This is a genomic window from Dyadobacter ginsengisoli DSM 21015 (assembly GCF_059568735.1).
On sequence record NZ_JCANTY010000003.1, the window covers coordinates 961,497 to 982,620 of the forward strand.

The following is a 21,124-nucleotide window of genomic DNA, read 5'->3' on the forward strand; positions in this document are numbered from 1 at the left end:
CAACACAAAACAATGTCAAAAAACAAGAACGCCCTGCTAGGCGCAGCATTCCTGATGGCCACCTCCGCGGTAGGCCCGGGCTTCCTGACGCAAACGACCGTCTTCACCGAAAAACTGGCGACGAGTTTCGGCTTTATCATTTTGATATCCATTCTGATCGACCTCGCCGTCCAGTTCAACATCTGGCAGATCATCACCGTTTCCGGCAAACGCGCCCAGGACCTGGCCAATGAGCTGCTCCCCGGCCTCGGCTACCTCCTCGCATTCCTCATCGTAACAGGCGGACTCGCATTCAACATCGGCAATGTGGCCGGCGCGGGCCTGGGCGTCGAAGCCATGACAGGCATTTCGGTTAAAACCGGCGCCGTCGTCAGCGCAGGCATTGCCATCGCCATTTTCCTTTTCAAAGAAGCCGGCAAAGCGATGGACAGTTTCGCCAAAATCCTTGGTTTTGTGATGATAGCCCTCATTCTCTACGTCGCATTCACCTCGCACCCGCCATTGGAAAGCGCATTGAAACACACCTTTTTCCCCGAAAAATTCGACGCCATCGCCACCCTCACACTCGTAGGTGGAACCGTGGGCGGGTACATATCTTTCGCCGGCGCGCATCGCCTGCTCGACTCGGGCGTACATGGCGAAAGCGCATTGAAAGCAGTCAACCAGGGCGCCTCCACGGGCATCCTCATCACCGCCACGATCCGCTACCTGCTCTTTCTCGCCACGCTGGGCATTATCCTTACCGGCGTGAGCATTAATCCGGAAAACCCGGCCGCTTCGGTATTCGAAAATGCCGCCGGGACGTTCGGGAAGCAGCTTTTTGGGTTGATGATCTGGGCGGCGGCCATTACTTCCGTCGTGGGCGCTGCCTATACTTCCATTTCGTTCCTAAGGTCGTTTCACCCGCTCATCGAGCGATACCATTCTTACATTACCATTGTTTTTATCCTTATTTCCACCGTCGTTTTCCTGCTGGTCGGCCGGCCGGTGAAAGTGCTGGTATTTGTAGGGACGCTGAACGGCTTCGTACTCCCGGTGGCGCTTGGAATTTTGCTCGTAGCGAGCCGCAAACCTCGCCTGATGGGCAGTTACCGGCATTCGCTGCTGCTGCAAATCGCGGGCTGGGCGGTCGTGCTGATCCTTCTTGCCATGGGTTTTAATATATTTTGATTAATAATATTCCTGAATCCTTTGTCCATGAAAAAACTACTGACTACTGCTCTTTCACTGCTTTTCACAGTTACGGTTTACGCCCAAAAACCGCCTGAGCTGGTTGTTCAAATAGACATCAAAAACAAAGCCCAAAAAATCGACAATTTCGGAGCGGCCGGGGCCTGGTTCACGGAAGGCATCGCTAAAAACTGGCCGACCCAAAACCGCGAGCAAATGGCAGAATGGCTTTTCAGCAAGGAATTCGACACCAAGGGCAATCCGAAAGGCATCGGACTCTCAGCCTGGCGTTTCAACATCGGCGGTGGCACCGCGGAGCAGGGCGACAGCAGCGGCATCACCGATTTCCGGAAACGCGTCGAATGCTTCCTGCGCCCGGATGGCACGTACGACTGGTCGAAACAGGCCGGTTATATATGGTTTACCAAAAAAGCGAAGGAATACGGCGTCGAAAACCTGATCGCATTCTCCAACACACCGCCGGTACAATTCACGAAGAATGGCCGGGGCTATAAAACGGACAAAGATTACATTTCAAACCTCAAACCGGAGCATTATGGCGATTATGCAGGCTTTCTGGCAACGGTTTTGAAGCATTTCGATGGAGAAGGTTTGCATTTCAACTACATCAGTCCGGTCAACGAGCCGCAATGGGACTGGTACCATGCCCCCGGCCAGGGTGCCAAGCAAGAAGGCAGCCCGTGGCACAACGACGAGATTGCCCGCTTGACCAAAGCCCTCGACAGCGCATTGACCGCCACCGGTTCTACCTCCAAAATCCTCCTCACCGAAGCCGCCCAGCTTGATTTTCTCTACGGAAAAACAGGTAACGCTACGCAACAAACGCAGGCCTTCTTCAAACCTGGCAGCAAGCTGGTATTGAACAATCTCAAACACCTCCCCAATCTCATTGGCGGGCATAGCTACTTCACCGACAAAGGCGACAGCGCCCGCATTGCCATCCGCCGCCACGTAGCCGACACGACGGCCAAATACGGCGTAACCTTCTGGCAAACCGAATATTCCATGCTCGCCGACGGCTACCGCGAAGGCAAAACCGGCCGCATCCCCGCCATCGACTGCGCCCTGTTCCTCTCGAAAGTCATCCACGACGACCTCGTGTACGGCAACACCGCCGCATGGCAACTCTGGAACAGTTGGGAACCCGGCAACCCTGATTTCGACACCCGCTACTACCTCATCGCCCTCAAACCCGCCAACAAAGAATACACCGACGGCACCATCACCGCTACCAAAAACCTGTGGGCGTTAGGCCATTATAGCCGGTTCATCCGCCCGGGCATGCACAGGCTGAACATTACCCGCAATGACGGTCTTACCCCCCAACAAATCGCGCAGGATCTGATGGTTTCGGCTTATGCGAATGAGAAGCAGGTGGTTTTGGTGGCTGTTAATTACGGGAATGAAGCGCGGGTTTTAAAGCCGGAGGTGAGTGGGTTGAAGACGAAGGGTGCTGATCTTTATTTGACTACCGGGGAGGTAGGGCTTGATATGCGGCGGGGGAAGGTTGGGAATTTGAAAGAGGGGGTGAAGATTCCGGCGCGGGGAATGATGACATTGGTGGTGAAGAAATAGCAATTATCAACCGAGTGATGCAAACTTTCAAACAGCAAGTTCCAGTCATGGAAACAGTCAATCCGGAAACCGGCATTCAGCTTATGCCGAATATGGTCGCAGACCCGCGTCTGCGCAGGCCTGATGCTGTCAATATTCCTGGCCAACAAAAAAGGGGAAAAGCGCATGCGCCGTTCCCCTTCCTTCAAAACACGGCAAACTATTTACTCAGCGCCGCATTCACATCCAATCTACCGCCGGTAACTGTTTTCCCGACCAATGAAGCAGTAGGTACCGCGCTGGACAGAATAGCATTGCGGATCTGCGCAACAGACGCACCCGGATGTGTAGACGCATACAACGCAACAGCGCCTGTCACGTGCGGAGTCGCCATGGAAGTGCCGTTGTAAGATGAATAAGTGTTATAGGCCGTAGTAGAGTTGATGGCAACGCCCGGCGCCCCAATGTCCACAGTAGTCGCGCCATATTGGGAGAAACTTGCCAGTGCACCGTTTTTATCGATCGCTGCCACTGCAATCACATTGGGGAGATTGTAGTTGGACGGATAGCTCGCCGTAACGTCATTGTTCGTCCCGGAGTTACCGGCAGCAGCAATGAACATGATTCCCGCATTGTTCGCCCTGGCTATGGCGTCATAAAGTGCTTGTGAATAGCCTCCGCCACCCCAGGAATTGTTGCTGGCAACGATATTGATTCCACGGTTTTTGAGATTGGTGAGATAGTCGACTGCCTTCACCGCATTGGCCGTGGTCCCTCCGCGACGACCGAGGAACTTCGCCGAAATAAGTCTGATGTTCCAGTTTACACCCACAACTCCCTGGCCGTTCGCCTTGCCGCCGATGGTACCCGACACGTGCGTACCGTGGTCGTCGAGGGAGCCTTTGGTGCCGCCGTCGTAAATGGTGGCGTCGTTATTGGCGAAATCCCACCCGTTGGTATCGTCTGCAAGACCGTTACCATCGTTGTCGGCGCCGTCTGTGGGGTCGGCAGGATTAACCCAAATCTGACCTGCCAGATCCGGGTGTGTGAGTTGGATACCTTCATCGATCACACCGACGTATACGGAAGCGAGCCCGGTGTTACCAGCCGCCCAGGCCGCCGCCGCATTACTGCCATAAGGGCTAGCAGGGCTCGTACCCGCGCCGTACATGCCCCAGAGCGATCCATTGGTAAAGTAAGTGTCTGTCGAAATTGCGGTGTGGTAATACACATAATTGGGTTCGGCGAACTCCACGCCTTCCGCGCCTTTCAGTTCGGCAATGGCTTCCAACACATTTTTGTTAACCTTCACCAGCACCAGCCCTTCTTTCTTACCGGCCCGTTCCATCGCCTTCGTCAGGATTTTCTCAACAGGTTGCCCTTTTACCTTGTCCAAAGCCTTCTGTTTGGCAGCGGCCGATACGCCTTCTTTAAACTGGATCAGCAATTCCCCTTCCACAAATTCATCTTCACCACTTGTCCGCAGCGCATTGCCGGAAATTTCCGTAGGCGAAGAAGGTTGGTTTTCAACGGTGGTTTCCTGACAGCCAGCCAACGTAAACGCCGCTACCGAAGCAACAACCAATGACTTGGTTGACAGCCAGTTGTACATCTTTTTCATAGTTCAAATTTTTAAGGTGCGATTGACCTTCAATGTCCATAAAAATTACTTTCCGGTAAAGCTTTCTGACAAATGATTCGAAATAAATTTCAAAAAACTTGTGCAACTAAAAAGTTGCATATATATTTGCAACCATCAAGTTGCATATTTCGATCGTGTATGAAAGGAGATATATTTCAAGCTATTGCAGACCCTACGCGGAGGGCGATTCTTGTGCTGATTGCCGCGCAATCTATGACGCCCAATGCGCTGGCAGAACATTTTGATACTACCAGACAGGCGGTTTCGAAGCATATTAAGGTACTCGCCGATTGTGAGCTGTTAACGCAGAATAAGGTCGGGAGGGAGATCCATTATTATTTCAATCCGGTCAAAATGAAAGAGTTCGACCACTGGTTGACACAGTTCAAAAAACACTGGGAAGACCGTTTTAATCAATTAGATCAACTTTTAATCAACCTAAATTCCAATCCAAATGAAAAGTGAACTGTTAATGAATTTTTCGGTAGACAAGGAAAATAGCCGTGTCAATGTAGAACGTGAATTTGCCGCCCCGGTGGGGAAAGTTTGGGCAGCCTGGACACAAAGCGAGCTGCTCGACCAGTGGTGGGCGCCGCGTCCGTGGAAGGCCCGTACCAAATCCATGGATTTCCGCGAAGGCGGTTCCTGGCTTTACGCCATGGTGGGCCCCGAGGGCGAAGAGCATTGGGCCAAAGTGGATTACAAAACGATCGAGCCCCAACATCGTTTTTCGGCTAACGACGCTTTCTGCGATGAAAATGGGACGATCAACACCGAGTTCGCGCAGGCGATTTGGACGAATACGTTTACGGAAGCCGATGGCAAAACCACCGTTTCGGTAGCCATTCAGTACGATAAATATGAAGACATCGAGCAGATGATCCAGATGGGCTTCAAAGAAGGCTTCACGATGGCGCTTGGTAATCTGGACGAGCTGCTGGAAAAGTAATCCTGCACATTTCATCAACAAACCAAAACCGTTAAATGCCAGCTTGAACAATGTCAGTCTGAGCGCACCGGGCCGCCGGGCGGTCGAAGACAGTCCGTACGGTACAACGTCTTGCTAGACGTTACGCACCGACCCTTCGACCGCCCGGTGCGCTCCTGACTGACATTAGCATCCCTTAAAGCTCCCTGCTACTCCACCGGCACTACGTCTTTTTTGGCCACCATATAATATACCGGTATCCCTAGCAACACAATAATCAGCCCCGGCCAGGTGTATTCCGGCTTGTAAATGATCAGCAGCACACAGAAGGCAATACCCATAATAATGTAAATAATCGGCAGAAACGGATATCCAAATGCCTTATAAGGCCGCTCGGCATCGGGGCGCTTTTTACGGAGAATGAATATGCCGATAATCGTAAGCATATAAAATACCACCACCACGAAAGAGATCATATCCAGCAAATTGCCATACTTCCCGCTCAGCGCCCACAACGAGGCGATGACGCATTGGAGCCAAAGACCGATTTCCGGCACAGCATTCTTATTCAATTGCCCTACTTTCTTGAAAAACAGGCCATCCTTCGCCATCGAGTAATACACCCGCGCGCCCGACATGATGAGGCCATTGTCGCAGCCAAAAGTGGAGATCATAATCATTACCGCGATGACGATCGTTCCCGCATTACCGAAAATGACGTGCGAGGCGGCTACGGCGACGCGGTCCTTATCGGAGGAGGCGATTTCCTGCAACGAGAGCACGCCCGTGTACATCACGTTGGTGAGGACGTAAATGACGGTTACGATAATCGTCCCTAATGCAAGACTGAGGCCGATATTGCGTTGCGGATTTTTGATTTCTCCGGCAATGAATGTCACGTTATTCCACGAATCGCTGCTGAAAATGGAGCCTACCATCGAAGCGGCAATGGCACCGAATGCGGCGATGGTGGTGTAGGACTCTATGCTGCCGTCCGGACTGAGCTTGTGCAGATCCCACATGCCTTCGCCCCAGTTGGCCGCCCATACTTCGGGTTTCATGAAAAGTAGCCCGAAAACGATGAGGCCGAGCAAGCTGAGCAGCTTGGTTAAGGTAAATGTAGTTTGAATAATTTTCCCGCTGTTGACACCACGTGTATTCGTAAACGTCAGCACGACGATCACGACAATAGACAATAGCTGGGCGGGACTTATTTTGAGAAACCCGAGGTCCAGGGCCACGAGGTCTTCACTGAATTGCGGGACCAAGTAGGCCGTAAATTTAGCAAATGCCACGGCCACGGCGGCGATCGTGGCCGTTTGAATGACGGTGAAAAAGCTCCAACCGTATAGAAAACCGATCAGCGGGTTATATGCTTCTTTGAGATAAATATACTGACCACCAGCTTTGGGGAACATGGCGCTGAGCTCACCGTAGCTTAATGCGGCCGTGAGGGTCATAAAGCCGGTGATGAGCCACACGAACATCAGCCAGCCTACGCTTCCGGTATTGCGCATGATATCGGCGCTGACAATAAAAATGCCCGATCCGATCATACTGCCGGCAACGAGCATCGTGGCGTCAACAAGCCCTAATGAGGGCTTGAAAGAGGTGTTTTCTTCTGGCATAAAGGGTAATAGGTTATCAAGTCAGGTGTTAATCTGTGTAAACTACGAAGTATTTGGCCTACTCACAAAATCTATCCCCTTACATACCTTAAAATGGCTACAAGCCTACGCGCCGAGCCGACCTATTGATAACGCTCCGGATCATAAAGCGTCACATCGACCGAAGGTTTAGAACGCTCCGCGAGTTCCGCCACGATCTTTCCGGTACCAGGCCCGAGACTGATGCCCATCATTCCATGCCCGCCGGCGACGATCAGGTTGCTCAGCTTTTTGGAATAACCCAGGTAGGGCAACCCGTCGGGCGAGCAAGGCCGGAATCCGTACCAGATGCGGTCCTTCGCGGGCACTGCCACATTCAGTTCAGGATAATATTGTGGAATTGAATTAACAATCCCCTCTACCCTGTTCATATTGACCTGGTTATTCAACGGCGCCAGCTCCATCGTTCCGCCGAAGCGCACCTGCCCGTTCATGGGTGTTACGGCCACACGGGCTTCGAGTAGTAATGCAGGATGCGCGATAGGATGCGCTGAATTGGGCTCCATAAAGGAATAGCCCTTGCCTGGCATGACGGGAATGGAAAGCCCGGCTTGCTTGGCCAGCTGCGGCAGCCACGAGCCGCCGGTCATCACCACCAGGTCTCCTGAATAGCTTTTCGAAGCCGTTTTTACCGACTTAACCTCTCCATTCTGAATATCAAAGCCGGTTACTTCCGTATTTTTAACGATTTGAGCGCCTAATGCAGTAATGCTTTTAATCAAGCCATTGATCAATGCCGTCGGGTACAAATGGGCGTCGCAGCGGTAATGCACCGCGCCTGCTACATCCAGTTGAATGCCGGGTTCCAAAGCCTGTACTTCTTCCCGGTTCAGCATAGCAATGTCCAGACCCAATTGCTGGCCCTGCTTGCCGACGTGGATTTCCTCTTCGCCGGTTTTGTCGGATTTGTAGAGCATTAAAATGCCTTTTTCTTCCAAACCAAAATCCAGCTTTTCGTCTTTCACCAGATCTTCATACAGTGCTTTGCTTAGCAAATGGTAGTCGCGCAAATGCGGTGCAGCGCGTTCGACGTTGGCTTCCGTGGCCGCTTTCATGAATTTGAGCCCCCATGAAATCAGCGAAAAATCGAGGGATGGTTTTACATAAAAAGGGCTGCGGCTGTTGAACATCCATTTGATCCCCTTCGAAACCATACCAGGAGCGGCAAGCGGGATGAAATGACTCGGTACGATCATGCCCGCATTGCCCGTCGAGCAATTATCGAACAGGTCGCCCTTGTCGAGTAACGTCACCTTCCATCCGCCTTTAAGCAGGTAATAGGCCGAAGCCAAGCCCGTAATTCCGCCACCAATAATGACGGAGGTGCCTTTTTTGGTGTTCATTGTTTTTGTTTTTGCTTTAAGCTTTAGGCTATAAGCTTTAAGCTATTTTTAACTCTATTACTTAATTAGCAGGATATAAACCATTAGCTTATAGCCTAAGGCCCTACAACACCTGAAAACCAAACGCATAGGGATCCTCCTCATCATCAATGAAAATGGTATTGTGCCCGGTAATCACGGCCCAGCCTTCGATGCCGGGGATCATGGCAGGCTTGTCGCCAATAGTCGTTTCGTCCTCTACGGTACCAATAAACTTGGAACCGATAATGCTTTCGTGCACGAAACGGTCGCCTTTTTTGAGCTTGCCCTTCGCGTGCCATTGCGCCATACGTGCGGACGTACCCGTGCCGCATGGAGAGCGGTCGATGGCCTTGTCGCCGTAGAAAACGGCATTACGTGCCGTGGAAGTCGGGTCAAGTGGTGCGCCAGTCCAGAGGAAGTGGCTCAGGCCTTTGATATGCTCATTTTCGGGATGTACAAACTGGTATTGCTCGTTCATTCGCTGGCGGCATACTCGGCTCCAACTGATCAACTGATCGGCCGTATGGTTTTCAATGCCTTTGAAATTCTCCTGCGGATCGACGATCGCATAGAAATTACCTCCGTACGACACATCGACTGTCAATGTGCCCAAATCAGGGCATTCGACCGTCAGTTTTTCAGCTGCGAGGAATGATTTAATATTAATCAGCTTGACAGACTTCACCTTACGGCCCTCCTGCACATATTCCACCAAAACCAACCCGGCCGGCGTTTCGAGCCTCAGCTTCCCCGGTACTTTGGGCGTTACCAGGCCTTCTTCAATGGCAATCGTCACCGTGCCGATCGTTCCGTGCCCGCACATGGGCAGGCAGCCGCTGGTCTCGATATACAACACACCAATGTCGTTCGCCGGATCAATAGGCGGATAGAGAATGCTGCCGCTCATCATGTCATGGCCGCGGGGCTCGAACATCAGGCCCTTGCGGATCCAGTCGAATTCCCTCAAAAAATGGAGCCTGCGCTCCATCATGCTGTTGCCCTCAAGGAGCGGCCCGCCACCTGCGACTACCCGTACGGGGTTTCCGCAGGTGTGGGCATCGATACAGAAAAAAGTTTTACGCATAAAAGGACTTTAGGCATTAAGCTGTAAGCTTTGGGCCAGTTTGTTCTAGATTTATGCCGTAAGCTTTAAGCTGTAAGCTTTAGGCTAAGTTTGTTCTATTCTCATCATAAAATGAGCTTAAAGCTTACAGCCTAAAGCTTAAAGCCCTCACAACCTTACAGCTTCCTTCGTCACCTCATTATCTACCGTCCGCCAAATACCAAGCGGATTCGCGTTTTTCAATTCGTCTGGTAAAAATTCGTCGGGCCAGTTCTGGAAGCTCAATGGCCGTGTAAACCGCTTGATCGCATCCGCGCCTACCGAGGTAAACTGGCTGTTGCTTGACGACGGGAATGGTCCGCCGTGGTGCATTGATTTGCAAACTTCAACGCCCGTCGGGAAATTGTTGAAGATAATGCGGCCGCATTTGTTCTGGATGGCCGCCACGAGTTCGCGATGCGAGGCCAAATCCTCACTGGTTGCCAGCAATGTAGCCGTCAGCTGACCGTGCAGTTTTTCCGTCACCGCCAGCACTTCCTCCGCATTCCGGCATTTCACGATCAATGCGAATGGCCCGAAAACTTCGGTTTGTAAATCATCGTTGATCAGGAAATCCACACCGGAAACGGTTGCGACCGTAGCCGCGCCTTGTCCTTCGCCAGCCTCGGTAGTCGCTACCGAAAGCACTTCCACGCCCGCCTGACCGATCACTTTTTCTCGGTTACCGCGGTACGCTACCGCAATGCCCGCATTCAGCATCGGTGCCGGAACGATATTAACAATCTCCTGATCCAATGCCGCGATAAACCCTTCCAGCGCCGGGCTATCTTCGGTGATCAGCAATCCGGGGTTTGTACAAAATTGGCCCACCCCTAATGTGAGCGAACCTGCATATTGCTTGGCCAGTTCCGCGCCTGCTGTGCTCAGCTTTCCAGGAAGCAGGAAAACAGGGTTAATGCTGCCCATTTCGGCAAATACCGGGATCGGCTCCTTACGCTTGTTGGCCACTTCCACCAATGCCAGTCCGCCACGGTTAGAGCCGGTAAAACCGACCGCTTTGATCACCGGGTGGCTCACCAAAGCCTGGGCTTCTTCATTGGTTTCTGTAAAAATGTGGGCAAATGTTCCTTTAGGAAACCCGCTTTTAGCCACACCGCGACTAATGGCATCGGCCATCAGCTGCGAAGTTTTCGGATGGCCGGGATGTGCTTTCACCACCACCGGACAACCGGCCGCAATGGCGCTCGCGGTATCGCCGCCGGCCGTGGAGAATGCAAAAGGGAAATTACTAGCCCCGAAAACAGCCACAGGACCTAATCCTACATTGGTTTTGCGAATATCAGGCTTCGGCACGGCACGCTGCGGATTGGCGGTATCGATGCTCGCATCGAGCGAATAGCCGTATTCCACTGCTTGCGCGTAGCTTCTCCATTGGAACACCGTCCGTACTTTTTCGCCGTTCAGGCGTGCCTCTGGCAGATTGGATTCAGCCATGGCGGTTTGTACCAACTCAGGGCCTAATGCCTCGATTTCGTCGGCAATTGCGTTCATTAAAGCCACACGGCGGCGCAATGCGTAGGCATTCATAGCCACGAATGCCTCCTGGGCTTTTTCAAGAATAAGGTCTAAATCGGACAATTTCATAATCATTTGTTTTTGACAAAAACAGAACAAATTCCAAAGCGGAAATCGATCAGATCTCCGCTGGAAGTTTTGTCAATATTACGGTTTTTGTAAGGATTGAGACCATTCGGCCACTTACACCACTGACGTATCCACCGTCAAATTCAAATAATCAGGTAACTCAGGCTGCGTAGCGATGGCCTGATCGATGATAGCAAGCACTTTCTCACGCTCGGCACCATGAAGCGGCAGGCGCGGTGCACGTACGTATTCCGAACCAATACCCATCTTCGCAGCGGCGAGTTTGATGTTTTGTACCAGCTTAGGATGAATGTCGAGTTCCAGCAATGGCAGGTACCAGCGGTAAATCGCCAATGCTTCTTTGTATTGGCCCGCTTTCACGAGGTTGAAGATCGCCACAGTTTCTTTCGGAAATGCATCCACCAAGCCGCCGATCACACCGTCCACACCGAGCATTACCTCTTCCATTATCAATGTATCCACCCCGCAGAATACGCGGAAACGGTCGCCGAATTTGTTGAACAGACGCGTTACATTGCTCACGTCGCGGGTCGATTCCTTAATGGCGTGGATGTTCGGAACTTTGGCCAGCTCTTCGAACATTTCCATCGTCACTTCTATTTTGTAGTCGACCGGATTATTATAGATCATGATCGAAAGCGAAACGCTCTCGGCGATGGTCTTGAACCAGTTTACGGTTTCGTCGTCGTCGGCCTTGTAGCGCATAGGAGGAAGAATCATCAGGCCGTCGGCACCGATGCCCTCTGCTTCTTTTGCAATACTCACCGCTTCGGCTGTCGATTGCTCGGCCACACCCAACACAACGGGCAGACCAGCAGGAAGAACCTGTTTAGCATACTTGACCAGCTCCATTTTCTCGGCCCTGGTAAGTGTACTGGCTTCCCCGAGCGAACCGCCAACGATTACCCCGGTTATTCCTGCCTCAACCTGCGCTTCGAGGTTTTTGCCGAACAGTTCAAAATCAAGTGTATCATCCGATTTGAATGGCGTCACCAACGCGGGGAAAATGCCGTACCATGCTTCTTTGTTCATATCCTGCTTATGTTAAAATTTTAGTCCAAAATTAATCCATGCGGCCATGCGGATATTCACATGTTTTAATCAATTCCTTACATATTTTAACATACTCCCAAAAATCGGCTCAAAGCTTGTTTTCGACGAACACCACCTGCGCCCGATCGGCCTTCCGGATCTTTTTCAGGAAATCGACCCAGGCCGCAAAATCCTTCGATTCGTAACGTCCGCCGTTCATTACCACTTTCCTCGCACAAATGAGTTGGTTGTTTTCAAAACTGGTTTTCAGTTCATAGCTGCCAAATGCCGAGGTAATCTGGAATACCGGCAATGTGGTTTCCAATTTGTAGCTGGCCGGAACCTGATAAGATACCGTATCAAGATCGGTAAAGTTGTAATCGGAAACCGGGAGGTAGAAATCCGTCGTCCGCTCTGTAGTCGCAGGTAACTCGAACGGTCGGCTGAGCAGGCTGGGCTTCACAAACAGCCGGGTGCCGGTTTTGGTGGCGCAGTTACGGACGTTCAAGGTGAGTTTTTCGGTGACCGATGGCTCGCTGTCTTTACCGGCAATCAGTTCAAAACGCTGCAAATCGAGGCTCGGAAGGTTAATTTGATTTAAAAGCCACTTCTTCTGCTCCTCTTTCGTGGCGACCTGCAACACATTGGCCCTCGTCTCATGCTGCAAGCCGGTGTACAGTACCTTCACCTCCACCTGCCCGTCGCCACTTGCTTCCAGCGCCACATTGGCATGGCTGTCGCGCGTGTTCTGCGAGGATTTGTAGTCAGGGGTTTTTACGAGCTTGCCGCCATCAGGCGTTACCAGCAGGGCATAACGTCCGCCGGTGAAAGTGCCCATAAAATTGGGCCGGGCCGTCTGGCTGGTACATTCCAGCCACAGGGTGTCTTTTTCAATAATAGCACATGCGATGGCATGATTAAACTGGTTGGAAGGAAAGTCCGACTTGATAACCTCCTCATCGCCCGCCCTGATCAATGCGGTATAGCATTTGATTCCTACTGACCGCAATGCTGCGAGCGTAAAATTGGTGAGTGCCTTGCAATCGCCATAGCCGGTGTTGGCTACGGTGGTGGCGTCAATCGTTTGCCAGCCGCCGATCCCCAGCTGAATGCTCACGTACCTGGATTTCGATTGCATCCATTTATATATCAATTCAGCTTTCTCACGCTCGGAACGGGCAGTTTTGACCAGTGCCTTCACCTGCTCGACCGACTGCGGGGGCAACATGTCTCGCCCTGCGTTCAGTGTGCCATAGAATTTCCCGAAATCTTCCCAGCTATTGAAATTCCCTTTGTAGCCTTGCACTTCGAAATCGGAAGGGGCAGTCATTATAAGCGGCGTGCGTTCGATCGAAGGCAATTCGTAAAGGTCTTTCGATTTCTGCGCAGGCAAATCTTTCACCGACCATTCATAAAGCTCGGAAGCATCTGCTGCCGTAGACTTTACAACCGCCGGAGCCTTATTATACTCTTTATACCTGAATTTAAACCCTGCGGGCGCCTTGATCCTGTAAACTGAGAGTTCCACCGCCGACCCTTCTTTCTGAGCCGATGTCCAGCCGGGATACGACATCATGTTCCTGTCGCGGACTTCGTACACATATTCTATTGTATAAGGATAATCGTAACTTTTCTTTCCAAAACTGGCCAGTTTCATACGGGCATCGCTGATATTGTCGCCTCCCCCGCCATAGCCGTAATCTTCAATTTCTGAATTCTTGAGCTTTTTGACCTGCTTCCCATTCGCGTCATAGATGTTGCCGCTAATGTCCGTGATTTTGGTAAACTTATCATATCGCACCCGCAATTCGCCGTGCTCATCCTCTCCTTTCTCGTTCAAAACAGTCACCACAACCCGGCTTTTGAGAACTGCCTCGGCTTGCGATTTAATATCCCACACCGTTTCGTCCAGCCGCACCACCGCGTCAGCATCTTTTAATAGTGTTGGGCTTATCTTACTTACACTAAAATCCGTCTGCCCTAAAACCGTCAGCGGAGCTATCAGGGACATCCCGGCGATATACCTGAGCATTGATTTAAACTTTTTCATGAAATCGGGAAAGATATTAAATTGTCTTCTTCTTAATGACCAGCGGCTGGGCGTGTTTCTGCACAACGCGCTCAAAAAACTCTTTCAAGTCGGGATATTCTTCCGGCAGGAAACGCGTGCGGGTAACCTGGATCATCGTATTAACCTGAATGACATTGCCAACCTGGCGAACCTGGTATGAAAACTTCCCGCCTTTGTCCGGGAGCATGATGATTTCGGCTTTGGGCATTTCCTCCAATGCATAGCCTTCCGGCAGGGTGAAATTGCCAATGAATGAGGCGGAGATGCCTGTACCCAGGTCGATCGGATAAATGCGCTCCTTTGCTTTGAGCGGATTCTTCGTCCACCGGCCCGCCATGATCGGATTGAAATAGAATACGCCGGGCGATGCACTTTCATCCTCCATTTCAAAATCGCAGCTCACATTGACAGTCCCCTTGAAGTCTTCGATTTTATTTTTAATGGCTACATTCTGGATTTTCCATTCGGGCACTTCCTTTTTCAGGTCCTCATGAAATACATTATCGGCCTCGGCGCCGTATTTGGAACGCCAGTCGAGCGCTTCGTAGCCTCCGTAAGAAATGCTGTAACTTCCCTTTACCGTGCCGTCCTCGGGCACGATGCTGGCGGTAATCATTTCCAGCTTACTTTCAGAATCACCGGGAATGATCTCCACAAACCTGCCCTGTCCTTTCTTTGGAATAAGCCTTCCAAAACCATTTAATGCCCTTTCCGGGAGCAAACCGGGTTTAGAATAAGACTCAGAGGCATCCAGGAACAACTCCTTATCGCCCACTTTGGTATGTACCACCACATAGTTGAAACTTTCGATCATCGGGATTTCCTGGTGCAGGTATCCGTGCGAGCGCGTACTGATCAGAACAGGGTCGCATTCAATATCCAGTTCGCGCAGAAGCACCGTGAGCATCAGGTTGATATCGCATGCATTGCCCTTACGGTTGTCGTAAGCCTTTTTGATACCGTCGCCCGAATAGAGCCCCGAATAGCCGTCCCATTTCATCCGTTCCTGAATATGTTTGTATGCCAGGGTCATTCGTTCAACAGGATCGGTGGTTTTTGCAGCGATTTCATCGCGTACTTCTTTCAGAAAGCCGCTTCGCCTGAGCTCTCCTCCAAACCACTTCGCTTCGTCGAGCGTCCTTTCGACATTATCCCAGGTTTGCGAAAAATTCTTGGTCATTTCGCCCCGTACATTCACCCTCGACAATTCGAACCGGATTTTCGACAGATAATCCGCGGCTGTCGTAATGAAAGGTTCGTTTACGAAAGCCGGGGCGTCCTTCACTGCAAAGCGGTACGAAATCCCTGGGCCATCATAAATCGAATGCCCTACTCCCACATTAACCGGTTCCTGTTTATTCAAATGCAGGGAAAGATAGCCCCCCATCGTCATTTTGTAGTCGAGAAAATAGGGAACGACGATATTGAATTCGCTCCATTTGGACGGGATCGATCCCTGAAAATTCCAGGGGGTGGGCTCATTCCGCACAGCCAGAGGTGATACCAGGGTGTACGAATATTCGATGATTGAACCTTTTTTGGCATTCGCCAGGTTAAACTTGGTAGTACTTTGCGAGTCGGTCGATTTTTCGCGCCGGATGGCTTTCTTTTCGAGTTCGGTGCGTACGATCTGGTCATTTTCGAGGTTATAGGTATAGCCTTTGAGGTCCTGTACCCATTCCTGCTCTTTATAACTGGGCCCCTCGTAATAAGAAATACCAACCGACGCCCTGTCCAGCGCGGATTCTTTCAAGATCTTGATCCGCACCCAGATATCGGTCGACATCAGGAGGCCTTTAAGATTGTCGTAGCTGAAAGTCACTTTGCCGTAGTCGTACAGGTAAACGGCATCGGCGGTACTATCGCCTGGATAGGCTGTCATTTCAAGCGAAGTACGGTCGATTATCCCTAGTTTGGGTTTGAAATCTTCCTGCGCAAATGCGTGGAAAGTAAAAAACAGCAGTAAGGAATGGATGAACAGCACATTCCTGGGGTACAGACCGGACAGTCTGATAGGAAGTAAAAAGTTAGTCATGAACAAGTAGATGAGGAGTAACAAAATTCATGCATTATCGTACAGTTATTTCGATTTTCAAAAATAATTATCACCGAAACGGGATTTTTTTTCACTTGGAATGAAACTGACCGAAAACGGATTTTAATGCCTAATTTTGACACCTCAACACGACGGTTCTGTTGCATGGCCGTACGTTCCTGCTAACCCATAATCTTAACAATTACCTTTTATCTATGTCATCTTTTGAAAACCAAAGCCCCATCCGCGTACTCGTAGTCGGTTGTGGGAATATGGGTGCTTCCCATGCATTTGCGTACCAGCTGCTCGATGGTTTCGAGATCTGCGGGATCGTTTCCACCGGAAAAAGTAAAGAGGTCCTGAATGAAAAACTTGGTGGCGGCTACGCGCTTTTCAACGATTATGAAACGGCACTGAAAGAAACCACACCGGATGCTGTTTGTATCTCGACCTACCCCGATACGCACGAAGACTTCGCGATCAAGGCACTGGAATCCGGTGCGCACGTCTTTATCGAGAAACCGCTCGCGGACTCCGTCGACGGTGCGAAACGCGTAGTAGAAGCTGCTAAAATGGCTAACCGCAAAGTGGTGGTAGGTTATATCCTCCGCGTACACCCGTCGTGGGAGCGCTTTGTAACCGAAGCGCAAGGCCTGGGCAAGCCGCTGGTAATGCGTATGAATCTCAACCAGCAAAGCCATGGCTACATGTGGGGCGTTCACCGCAACCTCATGAAGAGCCTCAGCCCGATTGTGGATTGCGGCGTGCATTACATCGATGTGATGTGCCAGATGACCCGTTCGAAGCCGCTCCGCGTGAATGCGATCGGTGCGCGCCTTACCGAAGACATTCCGGCAGGAAACTATAACTATGGTCAGCTCCAAATCTGGTTTGAAGACGGCTCAGTAGGCTGGTACGAAGCCGGCTGGGGCCCCATGATCAGCGAAACGGCGTTCTTCGTGAAAGACGTGATCGGACCGAAAGGCTCGGCATCCATCGTGGCGAAAGATGCAGGCGGAAGCGGAAAATCATCTTCCGTGGAAGCGCATACCAAAACCGAGTCGATCCGCATACACCATGCCGATCTGAATGGCTCCGACGAGTTTGCAAAAGAAGACACCTGGATCAACCTTGAAGACGAGCCCGACCACCAGGAGCTTTGCAATCGCGAACAACGTTACTTCCTGCGCGCGATCACTGAAAACCTGGATCTGACGGATCACTTACAAGACGCCGTGACCAGTCTGCAGATCGCGTTTGCCTGCGATGAGTCCGTCAAAACCGGACGGACTGTGGATCTCATCTAAAGATTCCCCATTACATACCCTGCCCTGTCCCGCGATTTTTCCGTGGCAGGGCATTTTTATTGAAACATCCTGACTCCCGAGGCAACAGTAGATTTAACAAAAGTGTCTTCACCATGTCATTATCATAATTACCTGATATTCTGAGATCATGCCTCGCGCGGGTTACGACCGTTACTTTATGTATTTAAACACATCACCCCACATGGGCTACTACGCCACAACTATTCACTTAATCTTAAAACAAATCCGGGTTCACCAGTGGATTAAGAATCTCCTGGTATTCGCTCCGTTGCTATTTTCAGGAAAATTACTCGATCCGTATTCGGCATTTTCGGCGCTTCTTGCTTTTCTGGCATTTTCCTTTGCGGCTTCCGGCATTTATGTCCTGAATGATATCAAAGACGTAAATTCAGACCGCAATCATCCGGTGAAGTGTCACCGGCCGCTGGCATCAGGGAAGCTGTCAATGAAAACTGCGATTGCAAGTGCAGTTATCTGCATCCTCGCTTCAACCGCCATTATGGTAATCCGTGGCGACATCAAATTCACGATCATTCTGGCTGCCTATTGTATTGTCAATGTCCTGTACTCCCTTTACTTCAAAAACATAAGCATTGTGGATTGCATAATTATCTCCATCGGATTTGAACTGAGGATATTGGCTGGATGCCAGGCCATACAGGTAAACCCCTCCGATTTTATCCTCGTGGTTACGTTTTTCCTGGCGCTGATGCTCGCGTTTATTAAAAGAAAAGGAGAATTGAAAGTACTGAGCGAAAACGCAGTTGGGCACCGGAGCGTTTTGTCCGACTATTCAGTCAAACTGATGGACACCTACATTCACTCCTGTACAACCATGACGCTCATCAGCTATATGTTTTATACGATCGATGAAGATGTCATCACGATCATCGGGGCAGATATTCTGAAATACTCCCTTATTTTCGTCGTGTACGGCCTTTTCAGATTTATCCAGCTGACGGATATCGACAAGTTCCAGGGCGAAGGAGACCCAACGACGTTGATATACAAGGACAAAGCTTTGCAGCTCACGGTGCTGCTCTTCCTGGCTTATGTTATTTTCTGCTTTTATTACTGGCCCACCGGCATCCTATAATTTCTTCGCCAGAATCGTATAGTGCGGATACACAAATGACCGCTTGTACATGATTTCCGAGCATTCGAAGCCCGAGTCGGCCAGCGCGCTGGCCGACTTTTCCCCACTCCATTCGTTTCCGATTTCCCCTGCCAGAAACAAGTCGTGAAGCTTGTTGGTATAAACCAATGGGCTCGCAGCATCTATATCCTTGAAAACGAAGATACTACCGTGCGCCATTTTCTGGTAAAGCTGATCAAAAAAACCTACTTGAAGCGGTTTGGGAATGTGATGAAATACGTCGATCATGGTTACCACATCATACTCCCCTATCTCCTCAGGAATATTGGTCCCGTCATATTTATTGATATCCACCGGCACTTTCGCCGTCGACAGCAAAAGCCGGGCGTTGTCTACCAGGACCTGGCTGATCTCGATGCCGCCCAGCCGTACCGGTTGCCGGAAATGATTAATGAGCGACAAAAGCGAGCCCGAGCCACAACCCAGATCAAAAACGCTCTTGCCCACCGGTATCGACTCTAAAATCTGATCAAATGGGCAGATAACAGGTCGGTAAACGGTTTTCAGGCGATTAAGTCCTTTCAGGTTCTTTCCCTCACCTGTCTTCAGAAAACCTATTAATTCATTTGAAGTTATCATTTGCCTTTTTTTAGGATTGCAGGCCGGTAAGGCCCGCCAATAGTATACACCAAGCTGATACACTCACTGGTATCGGAACCTAGCCAAAAATTTTCTTGTCGTGATGCGGCCTGTTCGATATCTTCATCATTTCCAGATCGCCGGCCGAGTCGCCATATGCGTAGATATCCTCATAATCAGACAAATTCAAATAAGATTTGATCCTTTCGACCTTCTCGCCTCCATAGCAATTACGTCCATTAAAAGTTCCGGTGATCAACCCGTTCTCAACACCGACGCAGGTAGCCAGGAGTTCAACCTGTTCCTGCCTGCACCAATGTGTGAGGATCAGATCAAAACCTGCCGAAACTACGATCACTCTATCTCCCTGTTGCTGATGCTTCCTGATGCATTCCAGTGCCTTGGGCTTGATGAACGAATTGATTTCCGAAAGATATGCATCCGACCATTGTTCGAACAGGCTCAATGGCACACCCCGGTAAAAGGCGCTGAAGAGCTTTTGCTTGGCCACTTCGTTGGAGATGAAGCCTAGCAAATATCCCGCCAGGTCCGGTGCCACCGACACCAAGTTGTATGCGATGCGGGGGAAACTGTGTGTATAGCGCAAAAAGTAGAGGAATGAATCCTTCGAACTTATCGTGCCGTCGAAATCAAATAGTGCGAGTCTTTTCATTCAGGTTTGAGGTTTCTACTCCCCAGAGTGTAACCGGAATAATCCCCAATGCAAAAGGCACCAGGAAATACCGCGATTCCAAAACAGGAAAGGACCAATAGTGAATACCAAACCAAACCGGGATGATCGTAATCCAGATTGTCCTCAAAATAATAGGGGAGGAACGGAGAAAAAACAGGCTTAAAAACGGCAGTATCAGCATAATGGCAAACTGTCCGCTCATGATCGAATAATTCGTAAAATTCTCGACCACACGGAACCACCCTGACTCTAATACATAGGGCTCGTAGCCATAATACCACCGTAGCCCAACAAATCCTGCGAGGCCAATGCCGCCCAGGATCGCCGAATGGATGAAATTCCAAATTTTGACCCTGTATCCGTCCCGAACAAAACCGACCGTTGCAAAGAGGGCCGGAATGAGCAGCGAAGTTTCCCTGTTCAGAATCCCGATCACCATTACCGGAAGCAGCCAGAGCGGAGAATAGTTCTTTACAATAACAATGGCGCTCAGGATAAAAAGCAGGAGATCAATATAAGTGTCAAACCCGAAAGCAGTGTCCCTGAATGCGTTATTTATCCCGTTGTCCAAAAATACAACGCCCATCAGGACCATCCAGCAATTCGCGATAAAGAGCTTATAGAACCGATATGCAAAGAACAGTATCGCCAGATTGATCGCAAATCTGAGGATCATGAAAACGATGAAATAGCGATGGTATTCTTTGAACACCTCCCATTCATCCTGGCCTGCATTATACTTTTTAAAGAAATATTGAGGACGTGACACTTCATACCCGTTGTGGCTGAATCTGTTTAAATCAGCCGTAATTGCGAACCTTTCGTTGCTCACCGGGCTGATATACTGAATGAGGCCGTCAACCGGCACCAGTTTATCAATCGTATGTGTGTAAAGCTGGTAGCTCCCTTCGACCAGCCACACTGAAAATACGCGGTACTTCCAAGGGTTCGGGAACCAGAAATCTCCTGCCAGCGCTGCCTTATGGGCCGCAAGCTGGTGCAATCCCAGCCCCGTGTCTATGGTTCGCACAACAGGCATTCCCGCCATTAGAAAAATCATGATAAACCACAGTAACTTCTTAAATGCCTTTCTCAAAATAATCTTATTAAAACAAAAACGATAATGTATTAGCCGGCTTTTACAACATTCATTTC

17 protein-coding genes are annotated in these 21,124 nt (G+C 50.3%); 6 read left to right on the forward strand and 11 right to left on the reverse strand.

The window, feature by feature from the left end; translation table 11 throughout:
- The first annotated feature begins 12 nt into the window (after positions 1 to 12).
- Together BP71_RS14720 and BP71_RS14725 are read left to right on the forward strand one after the other, a co-directional pair.
- Positions 13 to 1,170: an NRAMP family divalent metal transporter gene (locus BP71_RS14720; RefSeq protein WP_496380405.1), complete on the forward strand. Its 1,158-nt coding sequence runs from the start codon at positions 13 to 15 to the stop codon at positions 1,168 to 1,170.
- Positions 1,171 to 1,197: 27 nt separating this feature from the next.
- Positions 1,198 to 2,766, forward strand: a complete 1,569-nt coding sequence (locus tag BP71_RS14725) for a glycoside hydrolase (RefSeq protein ID WP_496380407.1) — start codon at positions 1,198 to 1,200, stop codon at positions 2,764 to 2,766.
- Positions 2,767 to 2,965: 199 nt separating this feature from the next.
- Here the strand turns inward: BP71_RS14725 and BP71_RS14730 are convergent, their stop codons facing one another.
- On the reverse strand, positions 2,966 to 4,366 hold the full coding sequence (locus tag BP71_RS14730) for a S8 family peptidase (protein ID WP_496380409.1): 1,401 nt from the start codon (positions 4,364 to 4,366) through the stop codon (positions 2,966 to 2,968).
- A 159-nt stretch (positions 4,367 to 4,525) separates the two neighbouring features.
- Between BP71_RS14730 and BP71_RS14735 the strand changes: the two genes are divergently transcribed.
- Together BP71_RS14735 and BP71_RS14740 are read left to right on the forward strand one after the other, a co-directional pair.
- Positions 4,526 to 4,852: an ArsR/SmtB family transcription factor gene (locus BP71_RS14735; protein ID WP_496380411.1), complete on the forward strand. Its 327-nt coding sequence runs from the start codon at positions 4,526 to 4,528 to the stop codon at positions 4,850 to 4,852.
- Positions 4,842 to 5,336 (forward strand): SRPBCC family protein, encoded by a 495-nt coding sequence (locus tag BP71_RS14740; RefSeq protein WP_496380412.1) that lies wholly within the window; start codon positions 4,842 to 4,844, stop codon positions 5,334 to 5,336. Before BP71_RS14735 ends, BP71_RS14740 begins: the two co-directional genes overlap by 11 nt.
- A 188-nt stretch (positions 5,337 to 5,524) precedes the next feature.
- Here BP71_RS14740 and BP71_RS14745 read toward each other — a convergent pair whose 3' ends face one another.
- From BP71_RS14745 to BP71_RS14775, 7 genes are all read right to left on the reverse strand, one after another.
- Positions 5,525 to 6,943 (reverse strand): APC family permease, encoded by a 1,419-nt coding sequence (locus tag BP71_RS14745; RefSeq protein ID WP_496380414.1) that lies wholly within the window; start codon positions 6,941 to 6,943, stop codon positions 5,525 to 5,527.
- 122 nt (positions 6,944 to 7,065) lie between these two features.
- Positions 7,066 to 8,325: an NAD(P)/FAD-dependent oxidoreductase gene (locus tag BP71_RS14750; RefSeq protein WP_496380415.1), complete on the reverse strand. Its 1,260-nt coding sequence runs from the start codon at positions 8,323 to 8,325 to the stop codon at positions 7,066 to 7,068.
- Between the two features lie 103 nt (positions 8,326 to 8,428).
- Complete coding sequence (locus BP71_RS14755; RefSeq protein ID WP_496380417.1) at positions 8,429 to 9,430, reverse strand: 4-hydroxyproline epimerase; 1,002 nt, start codon at positions 9,428 to 9,430, stop codon at positions 8,429 to 8,431.
- Positions 9,431 to 9,577: 147 nt separating this feature from the next.
- A complete protein-coding gene (locus BP71_RS14760) occupies positions 9,578 to 11,053 on the reverse strand; it encodes an aldehyde dehydrogenase (NADP(+)) (protein WP_496380419.1) in 1,476 nt (491 codons plus the stop codon).
- Positions 11,054 to 11,167: 114 nt separating this feature from the next.
- A complete protein-coding gene (locus BP71_RS14765) occupies positions 11,168 to 12,106 on the reverse strand; it encodes a dihydrodipicolinate synthase family protein (protein ID WP_496380421.1) in 939 nt (312 codons plus the stop codon).
- 109 nt (positions 12,107 to 12,215) lie between these two features.
- Positions 12,216 to 14,156 (reverse strand): DUF3857 domain-containing transglutaminase family protein, encoded by a 1,941-nt coding sequence (locus tag BP71_RS14770; protein WP_496380423.1) that lies wholly within the window; start codon positions 14,154 to 14,156, stop codon positions 12,216 to 12,218.
- A 16-nt stretch (positions 14,157 to 14,172) separates the two neighbouring features.
- Positions 14,173 to 16,212: a DUF3858 domain-containing protein gene (locus BP71_RS14775; RefSeq protein WP_496380425.1), complete on the reverse strand. Its 2,040-nt coding sequence runs from the start codon at positions 16,210 to 16,212 to the stop codon at positions 14,173 to 14,175.
- Positions 16,213 to 16,427: 215 nt separating this feature from the next.
- Here BP71_RS14775 and BP71_RS14780 point away from each other — a divergent pair, with 215 nt between their 5' ends.
- A complete protein-coding gene (locus BP71_RS14780; protein WP_496380427.1) occupies positions 16,428 to 17,519 on the forward strand; it encodes a Gfo/Idh/MocA family protein in 1,092 nt (363 codons plus the stop codon).
- A 178-nt stretch (positions 17,520 to 17,697) separates the two neighbouring features.
- Positions 17,698 to 18,636 carry a decaprenyl-phosphate phosphoribosyltransferase gene (locus BP71_RS14785; protein WP_496380428.1) on the forward strand — a complete coding sequence of 313 codons (939 nt, stop codon included), beginning with the start codon at positions 17,698 to 17,700 and terminating at the stop codon, positions 18,634 to 18,636.
- Here the strand turns inward: BP71_RS14785 and BP71_RS14790 are convergent.
- The 3 genes from BP71_RS14790 to BP71_RS14800 all read right to left on the reverse strand — a co-directional run bounded on the left by BP71_RS14790 (position 18,631) and on the right by BP71_RS14800 (position 21,065).
- On the reverse strand, positions 18,631 to 19,275 hold the full coding sequence (locus BP71_RS14790; RefSeq protein ID WP_496380430.1) for a class I SAM-dependent methyltransferase: 645 nt from the start codon (positions 19,273 to 19,275) through the stop codon (positions 18,631 to 18,633). The genes BP71_RS14785 and BP71_RS14790 overlap by 6 nt on opposite strands.
- 79 nt (positions 19,276 to 19,354) lie before the next feature.
- Entirely contained in the window at positions 19,355 to 19,948 is a 594-nt protein-coding gene (locus tag BP71_RS14795) for an HAD-IB family hydrolase (RefSeq protein WP_496380432.1), read from the reverse strand.
- On the reverse strand, positions 19,926 to 21,065 hold the full coding sequence (locus tag BP71_RS14800; protein WP_496380434.1) for a hypothetical protein: 1,140 nt from the start codon (positions 21,063 to 21,065) through the stop codon (positions 19,926 to 19,928). The genes BP71_RS14795 and BP71_RS14800 overlap by 23 nt, the downstream gene beginning before the upstream one ends.
- Positions 21,066 to 21,124 lie beyond the last annotated feature (59 nt).